Genomic DNA, 15,643 nt, shown 5'->3' on the forward strand with positions numbered 1-15,643 from the left:
GCGCGGGCTTATGCCGCATTCGGCCGCCCTGGCTTATACCGCGTTCGATATAACGTCGCAGCAGAAGGGAGTGAAAGATGCATAAAACACTGATCCGCAAGAGAAAAGTCAACATTGTTAGCGAAATGTTAGGCTGCGTATTAGTCGAGCGTTCGGTCTAATCACTGTTAGTGGCTTTTCTCCAGGTCATGTCAGGGTCACGAACGTTTGAAGTAATCCAGCAGTAATCCGACAGCTCCAGTGTTCGGCTAACGCCGTAGAAAGCACAATCTAGAGGTTGATTAACGAGATAGTAGATGGTCCGGTGAAACCGACTAAGAGAAAATTGTGAGTCTGTAACTGACGTTGTGACGCGGCCCGGAGAAATTATGATCGAGAGAGTTTTCAGAAGTAGTCGGTTTATGGTGTGGGTGGCAGTCGTTATCTGTGCGGTGTCATCTTTGCTCTTGTATGGTGCCTCGGTTAACATAATCTGGAATACCGCACTGGATGTAGTACGTGATATACCTGTCTCTGCTGACGACGGCAAGAGCCTCGCGGTTCGCCTCCTGAAGCTGTTGGATCTCCTGCTGATCGCTATTACTTTTCAGATCATGGCGGTTAACCTGTATCGTCTGTTCATCCGTCCGGTGTCTGATGATGACAGAGAATCCCAAAACCCTCTGGACATTAAGAGCTTCCATGATTTGAAGATAACAGTAAGCCAAGTGGCTGTTGTGCTACTGGTGGTTCTGTTCCTTGAGCAGGCGGTAGAGATTGGCGCTACGATCGCTACGTTATACTTTGGTGCTGCCATCGGTATCATTATTTTGGCCTCGGTATTCGCGTGGAAGAATATGAAAGACTGATGCACAGCACGCGGTTAGACGTCACCTGCTGGTTGCCTGAACTAGAGAGGCAACCACTCCGCAGAGAATGTAGGCGGCCAACGCTTCATGGGAGCCTGCTTTGGGCAAGAGCCAACGTCACGGGCGTCTGCCACTAACCAATCCAAGCATAGCGACACCATTTCGGTTGCGGCTTCGCCTTCACTACAAAGCTGCGCGTGTTGGCGGCGTTATGCGCATCCATAGAGAGGGTACTCTTATTATTGAAATCAGGAAGGCAGAAAAAGCGGACGTTCCTGCGATACTCGACCTTGTTCGAGGAAAAGCGGAATTCGATGGGTGTTTGAATTCGCTTCAATCTACGGAAGCTGACATTGAGGAAGCTTTCTTCTCCGAACAACCCAAGGCGTTTGCGCTCTTGGCCATGAAGTCAGGCGAGGCCGTGGGTATCGCGACGTACTACAGTATCTATTCCACGTTCATTGCCAAGCCTGGCATCTGGCTAGACGATCTGTTTGTCTATCCGCAGTTCCGGGGAAGCGGTGTGGGCGAAGCTCTACTCTCAGAGCTGTGTATCCTCGCTCAGAATACTGGCTGCGGGCGTATTGACTGGATCGTGGCTACCGACAATGATCGAGGAAGGAGCTTCTACGAGCGCTCGGGCGCTCGGATATTCGAAGAGGTACGGCGTGCCCGGTTAGATGAATGTGCGATCAACGCACTTGCAGAGAAAGCGCATAACAAAGCAATGCACCCGACAAGCGGGTGATTGCGGCGTTAGGCACAGTCAAACACGCAACAATCCAATTCTTTCAACCCAGGGGTCTCCCAACTATGAAAGTCAAACTTGTAGCATTAACAGCATTAGTCGCACTTACCTCAAATATTGCGAACGCAAACGAGCCCATCGTTGTAAATCAGGCAGTAACAGAGAAGGAAGCATTAACAGCTCAGCAAGCATGGTGTGCTGCTCTTCTTGATATCAACGCCGCATACGAAAAGGATGGAAAAGTAGCAGCGAGAGCATTGGCCGAGAAAGTCATAGATTCCGCTTACGCCTACCAAATGGGCGCAGTACTCTTTAAGCCTACGCTCACGGTGAACCCTCAAACATTTCGCCCCACACGTGCCGGTGCGCTATCTTATTTCGTTGGCGGTGACCCATCCTTCCCTGCCGACACAGGTTTTGCTCTAAAAGGCTGGAGAAAATGTGAGCCTGTCACTTCTGCTATTTTTCTTGATGGCAATAGCGCAATTACTATGGGGAAAGTTCACTTCACAGATAAAAATGGGAAAGTGACTACCGTTGACAAAACGTGGGGTTACGTTAAAGACGATGCGGGAAATTTGCGCATTAACCTTCACCATTCATCATTGGAGTACCAACCTAAGTAAATCCGCTATAAACCCATAGGCAGTGGAGTTGTTGCCTAACAAGTCATTCCAGCGGACTGCCTACGGCAGCCGCTGAATTCCAACGTTAGGTTATCCGAGCAAAAGTGACCCGCCCCTCATTCCTCAGTCACTGTGAATGTCCGCTTCTGGCCGATTCTGTTGAAAAAGTAGCGATTTCCCCGTGCCGGCGGCAGAATCACTCTGTCGGTGAGCGCGGGGGCGAACAGCATGATGGGACAGCTACCGGGTGGACAGCAGCGCCTGTTTTACTCGTTCAATCTGGAAGACCATGTCCCAGCCCAACACCTCTTGCGCAGTATCGACCAGTGCCTGGATCTGAGTGACCTGCGCAGCTACCTTGCGGATTTCTACAGTTCCATCGGACGCCCCTCGATCGACCCGGAGTTGATGGTGCGGATGCTGGTCGTTGGCTACTGCTACGGCATCCGTTCCGAACGACGGCTGTGCGAAGAGGTGCACTTAAATCTGGCCTATCGTTGGTTCTGCCGGCTGGGTCTGGAAGACGAAGTACCCAATCACTCGACCTTCTCGAAGAATCGCCACGGCCGTTTCCGTGACAGCGGTCTGTTCCGTTGGTTGTTCAATGAGGTGCTGCGCCGCTGCATGGCGGCTGGCCTGGTCAAAGGCGAAGGCTTCGCTGTGGACGCCAGCATCATCAAGGCGGATGCCAGCCGGCAACGTGGAGTGACGGGAGATGAAGTCGACTGGCGTGATCCCGCGCTCAGCAGCCGCGCGGTGCGCGAGTATCTTGAAGCCCTTGATGAAGAGGCGCTTGCTGAGGCTCTTCCCAAGAAAATCTCGCTCACCGATCCGCTGTCCCGTTGGACTGCTGCGCCAGGCGGCCCGGCCTTCTTTGCCTACTCCACGAATTACCTGATCGATACTGAGCATGGCGTGATCATGGATGTGGAAGCAACTCCAGCGCATCGTACTGCCGAGGTCGATTCGACCAGGACGATGGTTGATCGCGTTGAAGCGCAGTTCGACCTCACGCCAGAGCGCCTCATTGGTGATACCGCCTATGGCACTGCCCCGATGCTGGCCTGGATGGTCGAAGAAAAGAACATCGACCCGCATGTCCCAGTCTGGGACAAGACCGAGCGCAAAGACGACAGCCTCTCCAGTAACGATTTCCACTGGAATCCGGAGGCCAATGAATACCACTGCCCAACCGGCAAACCGCTACGCAGTGAATGGCGCGCCTTCACCCAGAAAAGATCGCGGGTGACCAAGGCCAACACCATCATCTACCGCTCCAGTCAAACCGACTGCGCCACATGTCCGCTGAAAGCGAAGTGCTGCCCTAACACACCGAATCGGAAGATCGTCCGCAGCATCCATGAAGCTGCCCGTGACGTGGCGCGACGCATCGCCAAGACACCGGAATACCTCGTCTCTCGTTGCGAACGGAAGAAGGTGGAGGTGCTTTTCGCCCACCTCAAACGGATCATGAAACTCGATCGTTTACGATTGCGTGGCCTGACAGGTGCCGCTGACGAATTCACCTTGGCTGCGACGGTGCAGAACCTGCGCCGCATGGCCAAGCTTTTGCCTCAAGGGCCACCACTCACGGGATAGGTGCGCCTGCGGCGAGCAGAAACCCTCGAATTAACCCTCAGACCCAGGCAAGGAAGCTCAGTGAAACGCCGAAAGGCAACTTGAAGTGGCTTCCAGTCACTTCGATAGTAGGCACCGCTGACCAGCTGGCTGCCGCAGAACTTAGTTTTTCAACAGAATCGGCCAGTAGCAGCCGCTCAATTGTGTCTATAGAACCTTTAGCGATTCAGTTACCAAACCAAAACTTTCAGGCAAGGCCTGCAGAGATTGTCTTGGGGCTAAGAAAACAACATATACCTCAGACCAAACTTGACTTTCTGTTTATCTCACTCCACCCACCTTGGCAAATCATGAGATAATATCGCTCTTCCACCCTATAAAATCGATAAAAAACCCTGATGCGACGGGTTGCTTTTTCTATTTTCAAATTTTGATAGCCGGGCTTGTAAATGAAAATCCTCGAACCACAGATCGACAAGCTGTTTGATGACAACCCAATTCTTCGACAACCTTTTCTCCATGTTTACAATCATTTCTGCCAGGTTGCCACCTTCCAATTCATTCAAGAAAAGCAAGCACCTCATAGCTTCGCAATTCCGTATACATTTGTATTTGAGCGCATGAACGACTTTAGTCCTCAAAGCCCTGAATCATGCGATGATTTTTTGCGCAAGCTAAACCCTGATGACTTTAAAAATTTATTCGCTTGCGCAAACCTCAATATAGTCATCCCATTTATTCGTAGCAAAATATATAGATTCACTCGCGAAAGCAGCGAAAAGTCAACGATCGACTACGCTGATGAAATTACACTCAAACATGAAATCAATGACATCATTGTAACGCATTTATCTCTACCAGTTATTTCAAACCAAGCTCACGATTCTAGACCTTGGCTCAAGAGCGTTGTTAATCGGCTAAGAACCAACAAGCCCGTAAATCCCACATTTTATTTTGATTACATTTCCGAGCAGTACAAAGCATCTGAAAATGCATTCATTGAAGCAGATATTATTCCACCTGATTTCTATACGCAGATTGGATTTTCTTCTGCCGATGCCTTTAAAAAAATCAGGAATGCTTTTATCTGCATAGGGCAAATCTATAATGACATCACGTTCATAGTTTACAAATACCTGGAAGTCAATGAACTTAAAGACTCAGGGGATGGAGATCATCATTTACAAGGCCTTGGCATGGCCAGGCTGGGTGCCGCCGAGCTGAAATTTCTAGTTCAAAAGCTCACCGGGGTGGCTGAGTCAGACTACGATAAATTTTCTGAGTTTTTCTTCTGCGGCGAGGGAAAAAATGGCAGCCTAAGCTTAAAATTCATGCCGCCATTCTGGAGCATTTCGGATGACGTATACTTCTGCCCGGCCTTAGTTCCAACCCTACTGGGCACGAGAAATCTTTTGATCTCCATACTAATAGATGATGATAAAAATACTAAATACAACTATGACGGATTGATATCTCACTTTTTCGAACCTGAACTCTTGAGAAGGGCTCAAAGGCATTTCGAAAGCAATGGCTTTTATACTTATTTAGAATGTGACTTTACTGGGGGCGAGATTGATTTATTGGTTTTTTGCAATAAATCCAATACCGTGATGACCGTCCAGGCAAAAGCCACTTTATACCCTGAGTCAGCTCGCATGGTGCGACGTTTGGACGATAGAATTCGGGAAGCAGTTGAGCAGACCAAACGATTTGATAAACTCGAACCCAAGGAGAAAACTAGTTTATTCAAAAAATCTTTTCTCAGCTTGGATGATTCGGCGCAAATCAATCATATTCGCGCAGTTTTAACAAATTCCAGTTTCGGAAGCACTTTTAGCTGGCAATTACTAGAAAGCAACAAAATAACCCCAATAAACTGCAATCTTCTTAAAAACGTATTGCCTTGCTGCAATGTTTTAACTGAACTACCAGAACAAATTGAAGCATTTATTGCAAAGATAAAATCCGAGATTGAGATCACTGAGGAACAAAAAGTTTTCAGCCTCCCTGGCCATACGATTTATCAACGACACGTTGAAACACATCGCATGAAGAACCTTTACGACGCCAAGTATTGGGGCGAGTGAATAGCCCCCAGTTTCATAGATGCTTTCGAGCCTCAGCGAAACCGGCCCAGCCTTGGCGTGACCAGCAGTTTCTGGCCGGTTTCGGCCTGTCGCCACCGGCAGCTATGGATTAAATCCGGCCCGTCGTGACTGGCAACAGCCGAACCATCGTGGACCACTGAGACCTAGGGAAGGTCTGAAGTAACCCTGTATTTCCGGTCGACTTCAGCCCTCGCTGCTTTTGAAAGCGGGCCGTCGATCAAAATCGACCAGGTAACCCGCTCAGTTCTCCGTTTTTGGCCGCCGCGAGCACCTCGCAGCAGCCATTTTCCGCATTACAGGTGCACCTTTCCTGCGGTAGTCAGCAAATGTCGGCGCGCCATCCATAGGTTCGACAGCGCGAACAGCGTCACCAGCTGAGCGGTGTTCTTGGCCAGGCCACGGAAGCGCACCTTCACGTAACCGAACTGGCGCTTGATCACTCGAAACGGGTGCTCGACCTTCGCTCGCACTTGTGCCTTGGCCTTCTCGATCTTGCGCTTGGCTTTGTACAGGGCGCTGCGTTTATCGAGCTTCTTGTAGGTGCTGCGGCGTGCTGCGACCTGCCAGATCACTTCGCGGCCAGCATGTTCGGGGCGCTTTTCGACGCCGGTGTAGCCGGCATCGGCGCAGACGACGTTCTCTTCACCGTGCAGCAGTTTGTCGACCTGGGTGATATCCGCCACGTTTGCCGCCGTGCCGACCACGCTGTGCACCAGCCCCGACTCGTCATCCACACCGATGTGGGCCTTCATGCCGAAGTAGTACTGGTTGCCCTTCTTGGTCTGGTGCATCTCCGGATCGCGCTTGCCGTCCTGGTTCTTGGTCGAGCTGGGCGCGTGGATCAGTGTGGCATCGACGATAGTGCCCTGGCGCAGCGACAGGCCGCGATCCCCCAGGTAGCCATTGATTACGCCGAGGATGCCGGCTGCCAGCTCATGTTTCTCCAGCAAGCGACGGAAATTTAGGATGGTGGTTTCGTCGGGAATACGCTCCAGGCTCAGCCCGGCGAACTGACGCAGGATGGTCGTCTCGTAGAGCGCTTCTTCCATGGCCGGGTCGCTGTAGCCGAACCAGTTCTGCATCAGATGGATACGTAACATGGCCATCAGCGGATAGGCTGGACGACCACCTTCACCCTTTGGGTAGTGTGGCTCGATCAGGGCAATCAATCCCTTCCACGGCACCACCTGATCCATCTCGATCAGGAACAATTCCTTACGGGTCTGCTTGCGCTTGCCGGCGTACTCGGCGTCGGCGAAGGTCATCTGCTTCATGGAAAAACTCGGCTGGCGGGATCGGCGTGTTTCACCAGATTCGGGAAGTCTTTTTCAGACCTTCCCTAGATGAGTGGAAGCTTCGAATCGTCACCGCAATCAGCTACTGCCGTTTTGTTGTAATCAAAGGGGAGACTTCTTCTTTCTATGCAGAGACTTTTCGGACTGAGTGGTGGTGGCCGTCCGCCACGCTCCGGGCGACTATCCAGCCGGCAAACAGGGCGATGTGTTCGCGGTCGAGTTCAGGGTAGCGCGCATGTCCTGCCTTGGCCTGAGCGACGGTCCGGTGTTCCAGTACAAAGAGCCTTTTCGTTCCAGGTCGCGACCGATGATCAGGCTGAGACGGACCACTTGTGAACACGATCATTAACAATGGGGCCAGGTGAGCGCGTATGGCTGGTACAGGGACGAGTGGGTGTTTCGTGGTAGATCTCCCTGCATATTCTGACGGCTGCAATACCCAGCCCTGATCGAGCGGCAACAACGCGTTCGTTCGAGGCCATTGATGGCATGACGAAGATCGACTTTGCCGCGATCGAGGCTGCGCTGAAGGCTTGATCTTCAACGTCTGAATCCAGCCCCAATGACTGAGCCTGCCTGACACCACATGCGATTCTGAGGCTGCTGCGGCCCCTCCGCGTGACTCGCAGAGTTCCGTGCTGTGATCCACCTCTGCTGCGACTCGGTCAAGCTAAATGCAATCGTTGGTCAGGAGCTTCTATAAAACGCAGGCATAATCTTGTTATGATATCGCTGGCGTCAAACTCGGCAGATGATACGGCCTTATAGATTTACTTAAGAGTGTATGTCGTATATTAAATACGTGGCCTAAATGCTGTGCTGTGCTTTGCTTCGGATTGTTCCTGTGTCCGATTTTGGTAGTGTCTAACTATCTCAATCCTTCGCAAGTGGTGCGGGATGTTGCAAGGTGGGCGATATTTTTATAGTAAATTGGGTTTGTAAATATTTTAATTGGAAGCTAGTGTTTATGATGATGGGCGAACAAGCATCTCAGATTAATAAAGCTGCGGAACTTCGTCGTAAAAAGCTGCGCGGCAATGTGGGCAAGGCTGTTGTAGATTATGCAATGATCGAAGATGGCGACAAAATTATGGCCTGCGTAAGTGGTGGCAAAGATTCATTCGTTATGCTTGACGCTTTGCTGCACTTGCAGAGAGTTGCGCAAATAAAATTCAGTGTTGTGGCGGTTAATCTTGATCAGAAGCAACCTGGCTTTCCGGAGCATATCTTGCCTGAGTTTTTCGAGGCTAAAGGGATTGATTACTATATAATTGACAAGGATACTTATTCCGTTGTCAAGAGTAAGATCCCGGAGGGTAAGACTACTTGTTCTCTTTGCTCTAGACTCAGAAGGGGCACGCTTTATAGTTTTGCTGAGGAAATTGGGGCTACTAAATTGGCACTCGGTCATCATATGGATGACATGGTTGAAACTTTGTTTCTGAACATGTTCTTCCAGGCGCAAATGAAAGGGATGCCTCCTAAGCTTCTTAGCGATGACAAGAGAAATATAGTTATCCGGCCGCTCGCCTACTGTCGCGAGAAAGATATAGCAAAGGTCGCTGCCGATAGCGCATATCCAATCATTCCGTGCAATCTCTGCGGCTCGCAAGAGAATTTGCAGAGGAAAAAAATCAAGTCGATGATTGCGGAGTGGGATTCGGTAAATCCTGGCTGCGTAGAAAACATCTTTCACAGCTTACAAAACGTAAGTCCATCCCAGTTAGCTGATCGTAGTCTCTTCAATTTTATAGATCTATCCATTGATAGGTCGGATGCCCGACCGCCCTACGAATTCGAAGCAGCCGAGGTTTCATCATCCAGCGTTGAAGGCCGGATTGATGTCGTTCGGATTTTGTAAAGGTTCAAGGTGATTTTTCGGGGGGGGGAGAGGGTGTTTAGAGGCCAAGAAGACGCAAAATTTACTTTTTCGCATTTTTCTGTAAAGCCCGCTTTCTATTTAATTCATTTAAAATCAACAAGTTGCGATTATTCTGATGCTGTCCAGTTATGTTTTCTTAAGCTATAAGGAAAAGACAGCTACACCATGCTCGATGTGCTGCTCTATCTGCAGAAGGTCGCGCCGATCAGGTTCGAGGTGGTCGCCGTGAATATGGACCAGAAGCAGCCAGGCTTCCCCGAACACGTGTTGCCCGAATACCTGAAGTCCATCGGCGTCGAATACCACATCATCGAGAAGGACACCTACTCGGTGGTGAAGGAGAAGATTCCGGAAGGCAAGACCACCTGCTCGCTGTGCTCACGTCTGCGCCGCGGCACGCTGTACACCTTCGCCGACGAGATCGGCGCGACGAAGATGGCGCTCGGGCATCATCGCGACGACATCCTGGAGACCTTCTTCCTCAACATGTTCTACGGCGGCACGCTCAAGGCCATGCCGCCCAAGCTGCTCTCCGATGACGGCCGCAATGTTGTGATCCGTCCGCTCGCCTACTGCAATGAGGCGGATATCGAGGCCTATTCGAAGATGAAGGAGTTCCCGATCATCCCGTGCAACCTCTGCGGCTCGCAGGAGAACCTGCAGCGTCAGGTGATCAAGGAAATGTTGCAAGAGTGGGAGCGCAAGTCGCCGGGGCGCACCGAGATCATGTTCCGCGCGCTGCAGAACGTGGTGCCTTCGCAGCTGGCCGACCGCAACCTGTTCGACTTCAAGAGCCTGCGCATCGACGACAGTGCCACGCCGCGCTTTGTCGATGTGATGAGCCTGTAATCGGGCGCACCCGGCCGAGCCCGCCACTTTCTTTTGCCGTGCCGGTTGAAAGCCGCAGTCCCGGCAGAGTATGGTTCGGTCATCTTCTGGAGATCAGCATGTTCCTGAACCCTGTAGCCCTGAACGTTGTCGATGCCGGTGCCATTCGCGCCGTGTTCGCTCGTGGGCAGCAGGTTGCAGCCGCTGGTTATTACTTTGGGTATTGGTTTAGCCGCAGGCGCGCCTGATACCCCACAGGCGCCCTAGCAAGCAGGGTCGCCACCAGAGCAGTTTTCGAACCCCCGGTCGGCCACCCGACCGGGGGTTTTGTTTTTTTCGGCCACACGATGGCCGAACGCAACGAGGAACACGCCATGACCACTTACCGTACCGACCGTTATTACCGCTACGACTGGCGATTTAGCCGCTTCGACGCCCAGCAGACCTCACGCGAACGAACACCCGACTAGCGCCGCCGCGGACCACCCGCGTCGGCAGAAGGAACCGCCAGATCATGAATGCATCCGCCACCGTACTTGCCAGCCACACCCCGACCATCGCCGAAACCCTTTCCGTCCGCCGCAGCGCGCAGCCGTTGCCCAGCCCCGCAGTATTGCGCCAGCGTCTGCCCTTGAGCGACGCCCTTGCCGCGCGCATCCAGAACGACCGCAACGCCATCCGCGCCGTGCTCGACGGTCGCGACCCGCGCCTGCTGGTCGTCGTCGGGCCCTGTTCCCTGCACGATCCTGTCGCCGCGCTCGAGTACGCCGAGCGTCTGGCCGCCCTTGCTCCCGAAGTCAGCGATCAGCTGCTGCTGGTGATGCGCGCCTATGTGGAGAAGCCGCGTACGACCGTCGGCTGGAAAGGCTTGGTCTACGATCCGCATCTGGACGGCAGCGGCAACATGGCCGAGGGGCTGCACCTGTCGCGGCGGCTGATGCTGGATATTCTGGAAACCGGTCTGCCGATCGCCAGCGAGCTGCTGCAGCCGCTGGCTGCCGGATACTTCGACGATCTGCTCGGCTGGGCCGCGATTGGTGCGCGCACCAGCGAGTCGCAGATCCATCGCGAGCTGGTCAGTGGGCTGGACCTACCGGTGGGCTTCAAGAATGGCACCGATGGCGGCCTCGGCATCGCTTGCGACGCCATGCGTTCGGCCGAGCATCCGCATCAGCATTTCGGCATCGACGATCTCGGCCATCCGGCACTGCTGCACACCCGCGGCAATCCGGATACCCACCTGGTGCTGCGTGGCGGCCACGGCGCACCCAACTACGACGCGGCCAGTGTCGCTGCTGCCCGTTGCGCGCTGGCAAAGCAGGGGATCGCCCCGCGCATCATGGTCGATTGCAGTCATGCCAACAGTGGCAAGGACCCACTGCGTCAGCCCGCAGTGCTGGAGTCGGTGATCGAACAGCGCCTGGCTGGCGACATGAGCCTGCGTGGCGTCATGCTGGAGAGCCGCCTGTTCGATGGTTGCCAGCCGCTGTCCGATGAATTGCGCTACGGCGTGTCGATCACCGACGGCTGCCTCGGGTGGATGGCGACCGAGCAGCTGCTACGTCTGGCGGCGCAGCGGCTGCGCGGCTGAGCCGGCTCGCCCGCGCACGACGTTTTGCTCGCAGGGTGGACAACGCGAAGCTTGTCCACCGTCTGCGCGCCTGGTGGCAGGGCAAATAAGACGCGCACCAAGCAGTGCTACCCGACCGCTGCCGCCCAGCTGCGTCTGCGGCGGACTTGCGAGGCGGGCTCGTCATCGGCACCCTGTGCCGCTGCCGTCACATCGGATCCGAACCATGCAAGACTACAAATGGCTGCACGAGTACTGCCTCAACCGCTTCGGCTCGGCCGCGGCATTGGAAGCGCGCTTGCCGCAACCGCGCAGCGCCGATGAGCTGCGCGGCGTTTCCGATGACCGCTACCTCTCGCTGATCAGCCTGCGCATCTTCCGCGCCGGGCTCAAGCACAGCCTGGTCGACGCCAAGTGGCCGGCGTTCGAGCAGGCGTTCTTCGGCTTCGATCCGGAAAAGGTGGTGCTGATGGGCGGCGAGCACATCGAGCGGCTGATGCAGGACACTCGACTGATCCGCCATCTGGGCAAGCTCAAGAGCGTGCCGCGCAATGCTCAGTTGGTGCTCGACGTGGCAAAGGAGCGAGGCGGCTTCGGCAACCTGCTGGCGGACTGGCCGAGCAGCGACATCGTCGGCCTGTGGCGCTACCTGGCCAAGCATGGCAGCCAGCTCGGCGGCCTGTCGGCGCCACGCCTGTTGCGCATGGCCGGCAAGGACACCTTCATTCCAAGCAATGACGTGGTGGCTGCGCTCAAGGCACAGGAGATCGTCGACAAGCTGCCCAGCAGTCAGCGCGACCAGGCTGCGGTGCAGGCTGCCTTCAACCAGTGGCAGGCCGAGAGTGGCCGCCCGCTGTGTCAGCTTTCAGCAATGCTGGCGTTCACCGTCAACCACTGACGACCCGTTCCGCGTCCGGCGAGAGCCTGGCGTGCTGCGACGCTTTAGCGCAGCGCCGCGTGAGGGGGCGCGGTGTAAAGTTCAAACATGACCATCGTCAAAGACAAACGCGTGCAGATCGTATGGGTGCTCCTCACCTGCATCCTGCTCAATGCCTTTGTCTGCAGCCTGAACCACGCGACGCACGTGGGTTTCGAGCTGGCCATGGGGCAGGATGCATTCTGCTTCAGTGACGAAACTCCAGCGGGTGCGAAGGCGCCCACAGACGTGCATGAACTGGCCGAGCAGGCCTTCGACTGCCCGCTATGCGGTCTGAGCCTGCTGGCCATCGTGGTGCTGTTCGCGCTCGGCTGGCTCGGCCGCCGAACGGCCAAGCTGCAGCCACGGCCAGCGCCGCATCTTGGCGGCCCTCGGTACCACTGGCCGGCGCTGAACCCTCGCGCGCCCTGAATTCCCCTGACTGATGCCTTTCACCGCTCCCGCCGCAGCGTGCTGCCTGCGGGGCGGATACGCGTCGGAGCCTTCCGACGGCACGGTCAACACAGGGGATTTCACCATGACCATGATGGAAAGATTCGCCCGCGCCGACAGCCGCGTCAGCTATCGGCTGCCATTTCCGGATTACCCGAGCAATGCCCGCAGCTTCGTTCATCTGGATGCCAAGCTGCTGCCTTACTGGCACGCCTTGTTCGATGTATGCCCGCGCCTGCTCAAACTGGATCCGCCCGATGGGCTGGGGATCTTCCGCCAGTTCATGACCTGGGCCTATGGCTGCCAGCTCGCCCTCGACTGGACATTCCACCTTAGCGTCTGCCGCTGGTTGCTGGCCTCCGACTATCGCGACCTGATCGAGCCGGAACAGATCGAAACCATGATGATCGCTGCCGCGGCCCGCTGGGTCGCCAGCGACGACAGCCCGGCGATCGGCGTCGTGCTGGGCTGGCAGGGTGGCGGTGAACACGTCTTCGACTGGAAAGCGCGTGTGCGGCTGGGCGGCAGGGCCTTGCCGGCGGAAGAGGAAGAGCTGCCGCCCGCGCCATGGGACTTCGCCTGGAGCCCGCTATCCACCACGGCCGGCAACGGTTTTCGCCGCTGGTTGCGCGTGCCATGAGCGCGACAGGACGCCGCATGGCGGTGGTTCGGCATCATGCCGCCTCATATGGCCACCCGGTGCATCTATGCTTTTCAAGCGAGGCGGCCGGAAAGAAGCAGCGGCCTCGCGCAGGTGAGGCAGGCTGTCGCAGTTGTGGCGGCAGGGGGGCGGCAGGACACTTTGCCTGCCCCGAGCCCGAGCACTGCTTCCACGGGTGGGTCCGGGGCACGGCGATTGAGCCTGAACTGCTGCGTTCAGGTTTCGGCCCCCGACCCCAACGGGGGCCTTCAATCGCAGCATGCTGCCTTGGCGCGATGCGCCTCGGCAGGCGAGTAAGGAGGTAGGCATGTTCAAGTCATCGCTCAGGCGGGACATCGTGCTGGTGCTGCTGGTCAAGGTCGCGATCCTCATAACCATAAAAAACATCTGGTTCGATGCTCCCAGCATTCCCGAAAACGGTTCGGTGCGTGTCGCCGAACATTTGCTTGATAAACGGGATGCCAATCCCGAGGGAGGGCCGAGATGATCTCGGAAAGCGTTGTAGATCTGTCACGCCTGCAATTCGCCATGACGGCGATGTATCACTTCATCTTCGTGCCGCTGACCCTGGGTCTGGCGTTCCTGCTTGCCATCATGGAGTCGGTCTATGTGATGACCGGCAAGCAGATCTACAAGGACATGACCAAGTTCTGGGGCAAGCTGTTCGGCATCAACTTCGCTCTCGGCGTCACCACCGGACTGACCATGGAGTTCCAGTTCGGCACCAACTGGGCCTACTACAGCCACTACGTCGGGGACATCTTCGGTGCGCCGTTGGCGATCGAAGGGCTGATGGCCTTCTTCCTCGAGTCGACTTTCATCGGGCTGTTCTTCTTCGGCTGGGATCGCCTTTCCAAGGTGCAGCACCTGGCGGTTACCTGGCTGGTAGCGCTGGGCTCGAACCTCTCGGCGCTGTGGATCCTCATCGCCAACGGCTGGATGCAGAATCCGGTGGGCTCGGAGTTCAACTTCGAGACCATGCGCATGGAGCTGGTGGATTTTGGCGCGCTGCTGTTCAACCCGGTGGCGCAGGTCAAGTTCGTCCACACCGTGTCGGCCGGCTACGTCACCGGGGCGATCTTCGTGCTGGCGATCTCCAGCTACTACCTGCTGAAGAAGCGTGACCTGGGCTTCGCCCGCCGCTCGTTCGCCATTGCCGCGGTGTTCGGCCTGGCGTCGACCATCTCGGTGATCATCCTCGGCGACGAATCCGGCTACGAGATCGGTGACGTGCAGAAGGTCAAGCTGGCGGCCATCGAGGCCGAGTGGGACACCCATCCGGCGCCGGCAGGCTTCACCCTGTTCGGCCTGCCCAATCAGGACGAGATGCGCACCGACTACGAGGTGAAGATCCCTTACGTGCTGGGGCTGATCGCCACCCGTTCGGTGGATGAGGAGGTCAAGGGGATCAAACAGCTGGTTGCCGAACACGAGTTGCGCATCCGCAACGGCATGCTCGCCTACGAGCGCCTGCAGGTGCTGCGCACCGGCGACAAGTCGCCCGAAGCCATCGCCGCCTTCAACGAGGTCAAGCAGGACCTCGGCTACGGCCTGCTGCTGAAGAAGTACACCGCCAACGTGGTGGATGCCACCGATGCGCAGATCAAGCAGGCGGCGCTCGACACCATTCCCAACGTGTTCAGCCTGTTCTGGACCTTCCGCGCGATGGTTTTCTCGGGCTTCCTGATGCTGGTGCTGTTCGCCCTGGCCAGCTGGGCATCGATCAAGCGCAATGCCGAGAACAAGCCCTGGTTGTTGAAGTTCGCGCTGTTCAGCCTACCGCTGCCCTGGATCGCCGCGCAGACCGGCTGGTACGTCGCCGAGCATGGTCGTCAACCCTGGTCCATTGCCGAAGTGCTGCCGACCCATCTCTCCACTTCGACACTTGCGGCGGGTGATATCTGGGGCTCGCTGATCGCCCTGGTCGCCTTCTACAGCCTGCTTCTGGTGATCGAGATGTTCCTGATGATCCGCTTCGCGCGGCTCGGCCCGAGCAGCCTGCATACCGGCCGCTATTACTTCGAGCTGGAGGCTGCGGCCGCCAATCAGGTGCAACGGTTGCGCGAAGCGGTTACCACCCCGGCGCCCGCCAAGGACGCTCCCACCGAACCGACCGCGATGTGAGGTAAA

General features: G+C 55.8%; 14 protein-coding genes and 2 pseudogenes. 15 read left to right on the plus strand and 1 reads right to left on the minus strand.

Annotated features, from left to right (window positions below; translation table 11 throughout):
* Positions 1-368: 368 nt before the first annotated feature.
* The 5 genes from OUY36_RS06830 (at position 369) to OUY36_RS06850 (ending at position 5,887) form a co-directional block, all read left to right on the plus strand.
* On the plus strand, positions 369-848 hold the full coding sequence (locus OUY36_RS06830) for a YqhA family protein (RefSeq protein WP_015278137.1): 480 nt from the start codon (positions 369-371) through the stop codon (positions 846-848).
* Between the two features lie 100 nt (positions 849-948).
* On the plus strand, positions 949-1,596 hold the full coding sequence (locus tag OUY36_RS06835) for a GNAT family N-acetyltransferase (protein ID WP_015278138.1): 648 nt from the start codon (positions 949-951) through the stop codon (positions 1,594-1,596).
* A 65-nt stretch (positions 1,597-1,661) separates the two neighbouring features.
* Positions 1,662-2,222 carry a hypothetical protein gene (locus tag OUY36_RS06840; protein WP_080585066.1) on the plus strand — a complete coding sequence of 187 codons (561 nt, stop codon included), beginning with the start codon at positions 1,662-1,664 and terminating at the stop codon, positions 2,220-2,222.
* Positions 2,223-2,450: 228 nt separating this feature from the next.
* Complete coding sequence (locus OUY36_RS06845) at positions 2,451-3,821, plus strand: transposase (protein ID WP_126189897.1); 1,371 nt, start codon at positions 2,451-2,453, stop codon at positions 3,819-3,821.
* 428 nt (positions 3,822-4,249) lie between these two features.
* Positions 4,250-5,887 (plus strand): hypothetical protein, encoded by a 1,638-nt coding sequence (locus tag OUY36_RS06850; protein ID WP_126189898.1) that lies wholly within the window; start codon positions 4,250-4,252, stop codon positions 5,885-5,887.
* Between the two features lie 314 nt (positions 5,888-6,201).
* Here OUY36_RS06850 and OUY36_RS06855 read toward each other — a convergent pair whose 3' ends face one another.
* Complete coding sequence (locus OUY36_RS06855; RefSeq protein ID WP_048376693.1) at positions 6,202-7,182, minus strand: IS5-like element ISPa16 family transposase; 981 nt, start codon at positions 7,180-7,182, stop codon at positions 6,202-6,204.
* Positions 7,183-7,268: 86 nt separating this feature from the next.
* Between OUY36_RS06855 and OUY36_RS06860 the strand changes: the two are divergent.
* The 10 genes and pseudogenes from OUY36_RS06860 (at position 7,269) to OUY36_RS06905 (ending at position 15,637) form a co-directional block, all read left to right on the plus strand.
* Positions 7,269-7,740, plus strand: a pseudogene (locus OUY36_RS06860) (VOC family protein).
* Between the two features lie 436 nt (positions 7,741-8,176).
* Positions 8,177-9,064: a tRNA 2-thiocytidine(32) synthetase TtcA gene (gene ttcA, locus OUY36_RS06865; protein WP_161611938.1), complete on the plus strand. Its 888-nt coding sequence runs from the start codon at positions 8,177-8,179 to the stop codon at positions 9,062-9,064.
* A gap of 168 nt (positions 9,065-9,232) precedes the next feature.
* Positions 9,233-9,934: pseudogene (ttcA, locus tag OUY36_RS06870) on the plus strand (tRNA 2-thiocytidine(32) synthetase TtcA); the annotation flags it as partial.
* Positions 9,935-10,032: 98 nt separating this feature from the next.
* On the plus strand, positions 10,033-10,161 hold the full coding sequence (locus tag OUY36_RS06875; RefSeq protein WP_267937318.1) for a hypothetical protein: 129 nt from the start codon (positions 10,033-10,035) through the stop codon (positions 10,159-10,161).
* A gap of 266 nt (positions 10,162-10,427) precedes the next feature.
* Complete coding sequence (locus tag OUY36_RS06880) at positions 10,428-11,504, plus strand: 3-deoxy-7-phosphoheptulonate synthase (protein ID WP_267937320.1); 1,077 nt, start codon at positions 10,428-10,430, stop codon at positions 11,502-11,504.
* Between the two features lie 205 nt (positions 11,505-11,709).
* A complete protein-coding gene (locus OUY36_RS06885; protein ID WP_267937322.1) occupies positions 11,710-12,381 on the plus strand; it encodes a DNA-3-methyladenine glycosylase I in 672 nt (223 codons plus the stop codon).
* 87 nt (positions 12,382-12,468) lie between these two features.
* Complete coding sequence (locus tag OUY36_RS06890; protein WP_110777792.1) at positions 12,469-12,831, plus strand: DUF2946 domain-containing protein; 363 nt, start codon at positions 12,469-12,471, stop codon at positions 12,829-12,831.
* 106 nt (positions 12,832-12,937) lie between these two features.
* Positions 12,938-13,492 (plus strand): putative natural product biosynthesis protein, encoded by a 555-nt coding sequence (locus OUY36_RS06895; RefSeq protein WP_267937323.1) that lies wholly within the window; start codon positions 12,938-12,940, stop codon positions 13,490-13,492.
* A 328-nt stretch (positions 13,493-13,820) separates the two neighbouring features.
* Positions 13,821-14,000 carry a cytochrome oxidase putative small subunit CydP gene (gene cydP / locus OUY36_RS06900; RefSeq protein ID WP_063541311.1) on the plus strand — a complete coding sequence of 60 codons (180 nt, stop codon included), beginning with the start codon at positions 13,821-13,823 and terminating at the stop codon, positions 13,998-14,000.
* Positions 13,997-15,637 (plus strand): cytochrome ubiquinol oxidase subunit I, encoded by a 1,641-nt coding sequence (locus OUY36_RS06905; protein WP_267937324.1) that lies wholly within the window; start codon positions 13,997-13,999, stop codon positions 15,635-15,637. Before cydP ends, OUY36_RS06905 begins: the two co-directional genes overlap by 4 nt.
* The last annotated feature ends 6 nt before the right edge of the window (positions 15,638-15,643 follow it).

The organism is Stutzerimonas sp. R40042, assembly GCF_026642215.1.
GTDB classification, from domain to species: Bacteria; Pseudomonadota; Gammaproteobacteria; order Pseudomonadales; family Pseudomonadaceae; genus Stutzerimonas; species Stutzerimonas frequens.

Coding starts and splice junctions, on each gene's coding strand:
- OUY36_RS06875 (WP_267937318.1), top strand. CDS start 10,033: ATGTTCCTGAACCCTGTAGCCCTGAACGTTGTCGATGCCGGTGCCATT.
- OUY36_RS06840 (WP_080585066.1), top strand. CDS start 1,662: ATGAAAGTCAAACTTGTAGCATTAACAGCATTAGTCGCACTTACCTCA.
- OUY36_RS06890 (WP_110777792.1), top strand. CDS start 12,469: ATGACCATCGTCAAAGACAAACGCGTGCAGATCGTATGGGTGCTCCTC.
- OUY36_RS06855 (WP_048376693.1), bottom strand. CDS start 7,182: ATGAAGCAGATGACCTTCGCCGACGCCGAGTACGCCGGCAAGCGCAAG.
- OUY36_RS06830 (WP_015278137.1), top strand. CDS start 369: ATGATCGAGAGAGTTTTCAGAAGTAGTCGGTTTATGGTGTGGGTGGCA.
- cydP (WP_063541311.1), top strand. CDS start 13,821: ATGTTCAAGTCATCGCTCAGGCGGGACATCGTGCTGGTGCTGCTGGTC.
- ttcA (WP_161611938.1), top strand. CDS start 8,177: ATGGGCGAACAAGCATCTCAGATTAATAAAGCTGCGGAACTTCGTCGT.
- OUY36_RS06880 (WP_267937320.1), top strand. CDS start 10,428: ATGAATGCATCCGCCACCGTACTTGCCAGCCACACCCCGACCATCGCC.
- OUY36_RS06845 (WP_126189897.1), top strand. CDS start 2,451: ATGATGGGACAGCTACCGGGTGGACAGCAGCGCCTGTTTTACTCGTTC.
- OUY36_RS06850 (WP_126189898.1), top strand. CDS start 4,250: ATGAAAATCCTCGAACCACAGATCGACAAGCTGTTTGATGACAACCCA.
- OUY36_RS06885 (WP_267937322.1), top strand. CDS start 11,710: ATGCAAGACTACAAATGGCTGCACGAGTACTGCCTCAACCGCTTCGGC.
- OUY36_RS06895 (WP_267937323.1), top strand. CDS start 12,938: ATGACCATGATGGAAAGATTCGCCCGCGCCGACAGCCGCGTCAGCTAT.
- OUY36_RS06905 (WP_267937324.1), top strand. CDS start 13,997: ATGATCTCGGAAAGCGTTGTAGATCTGTCACGCCTGCAATTCGCCATG.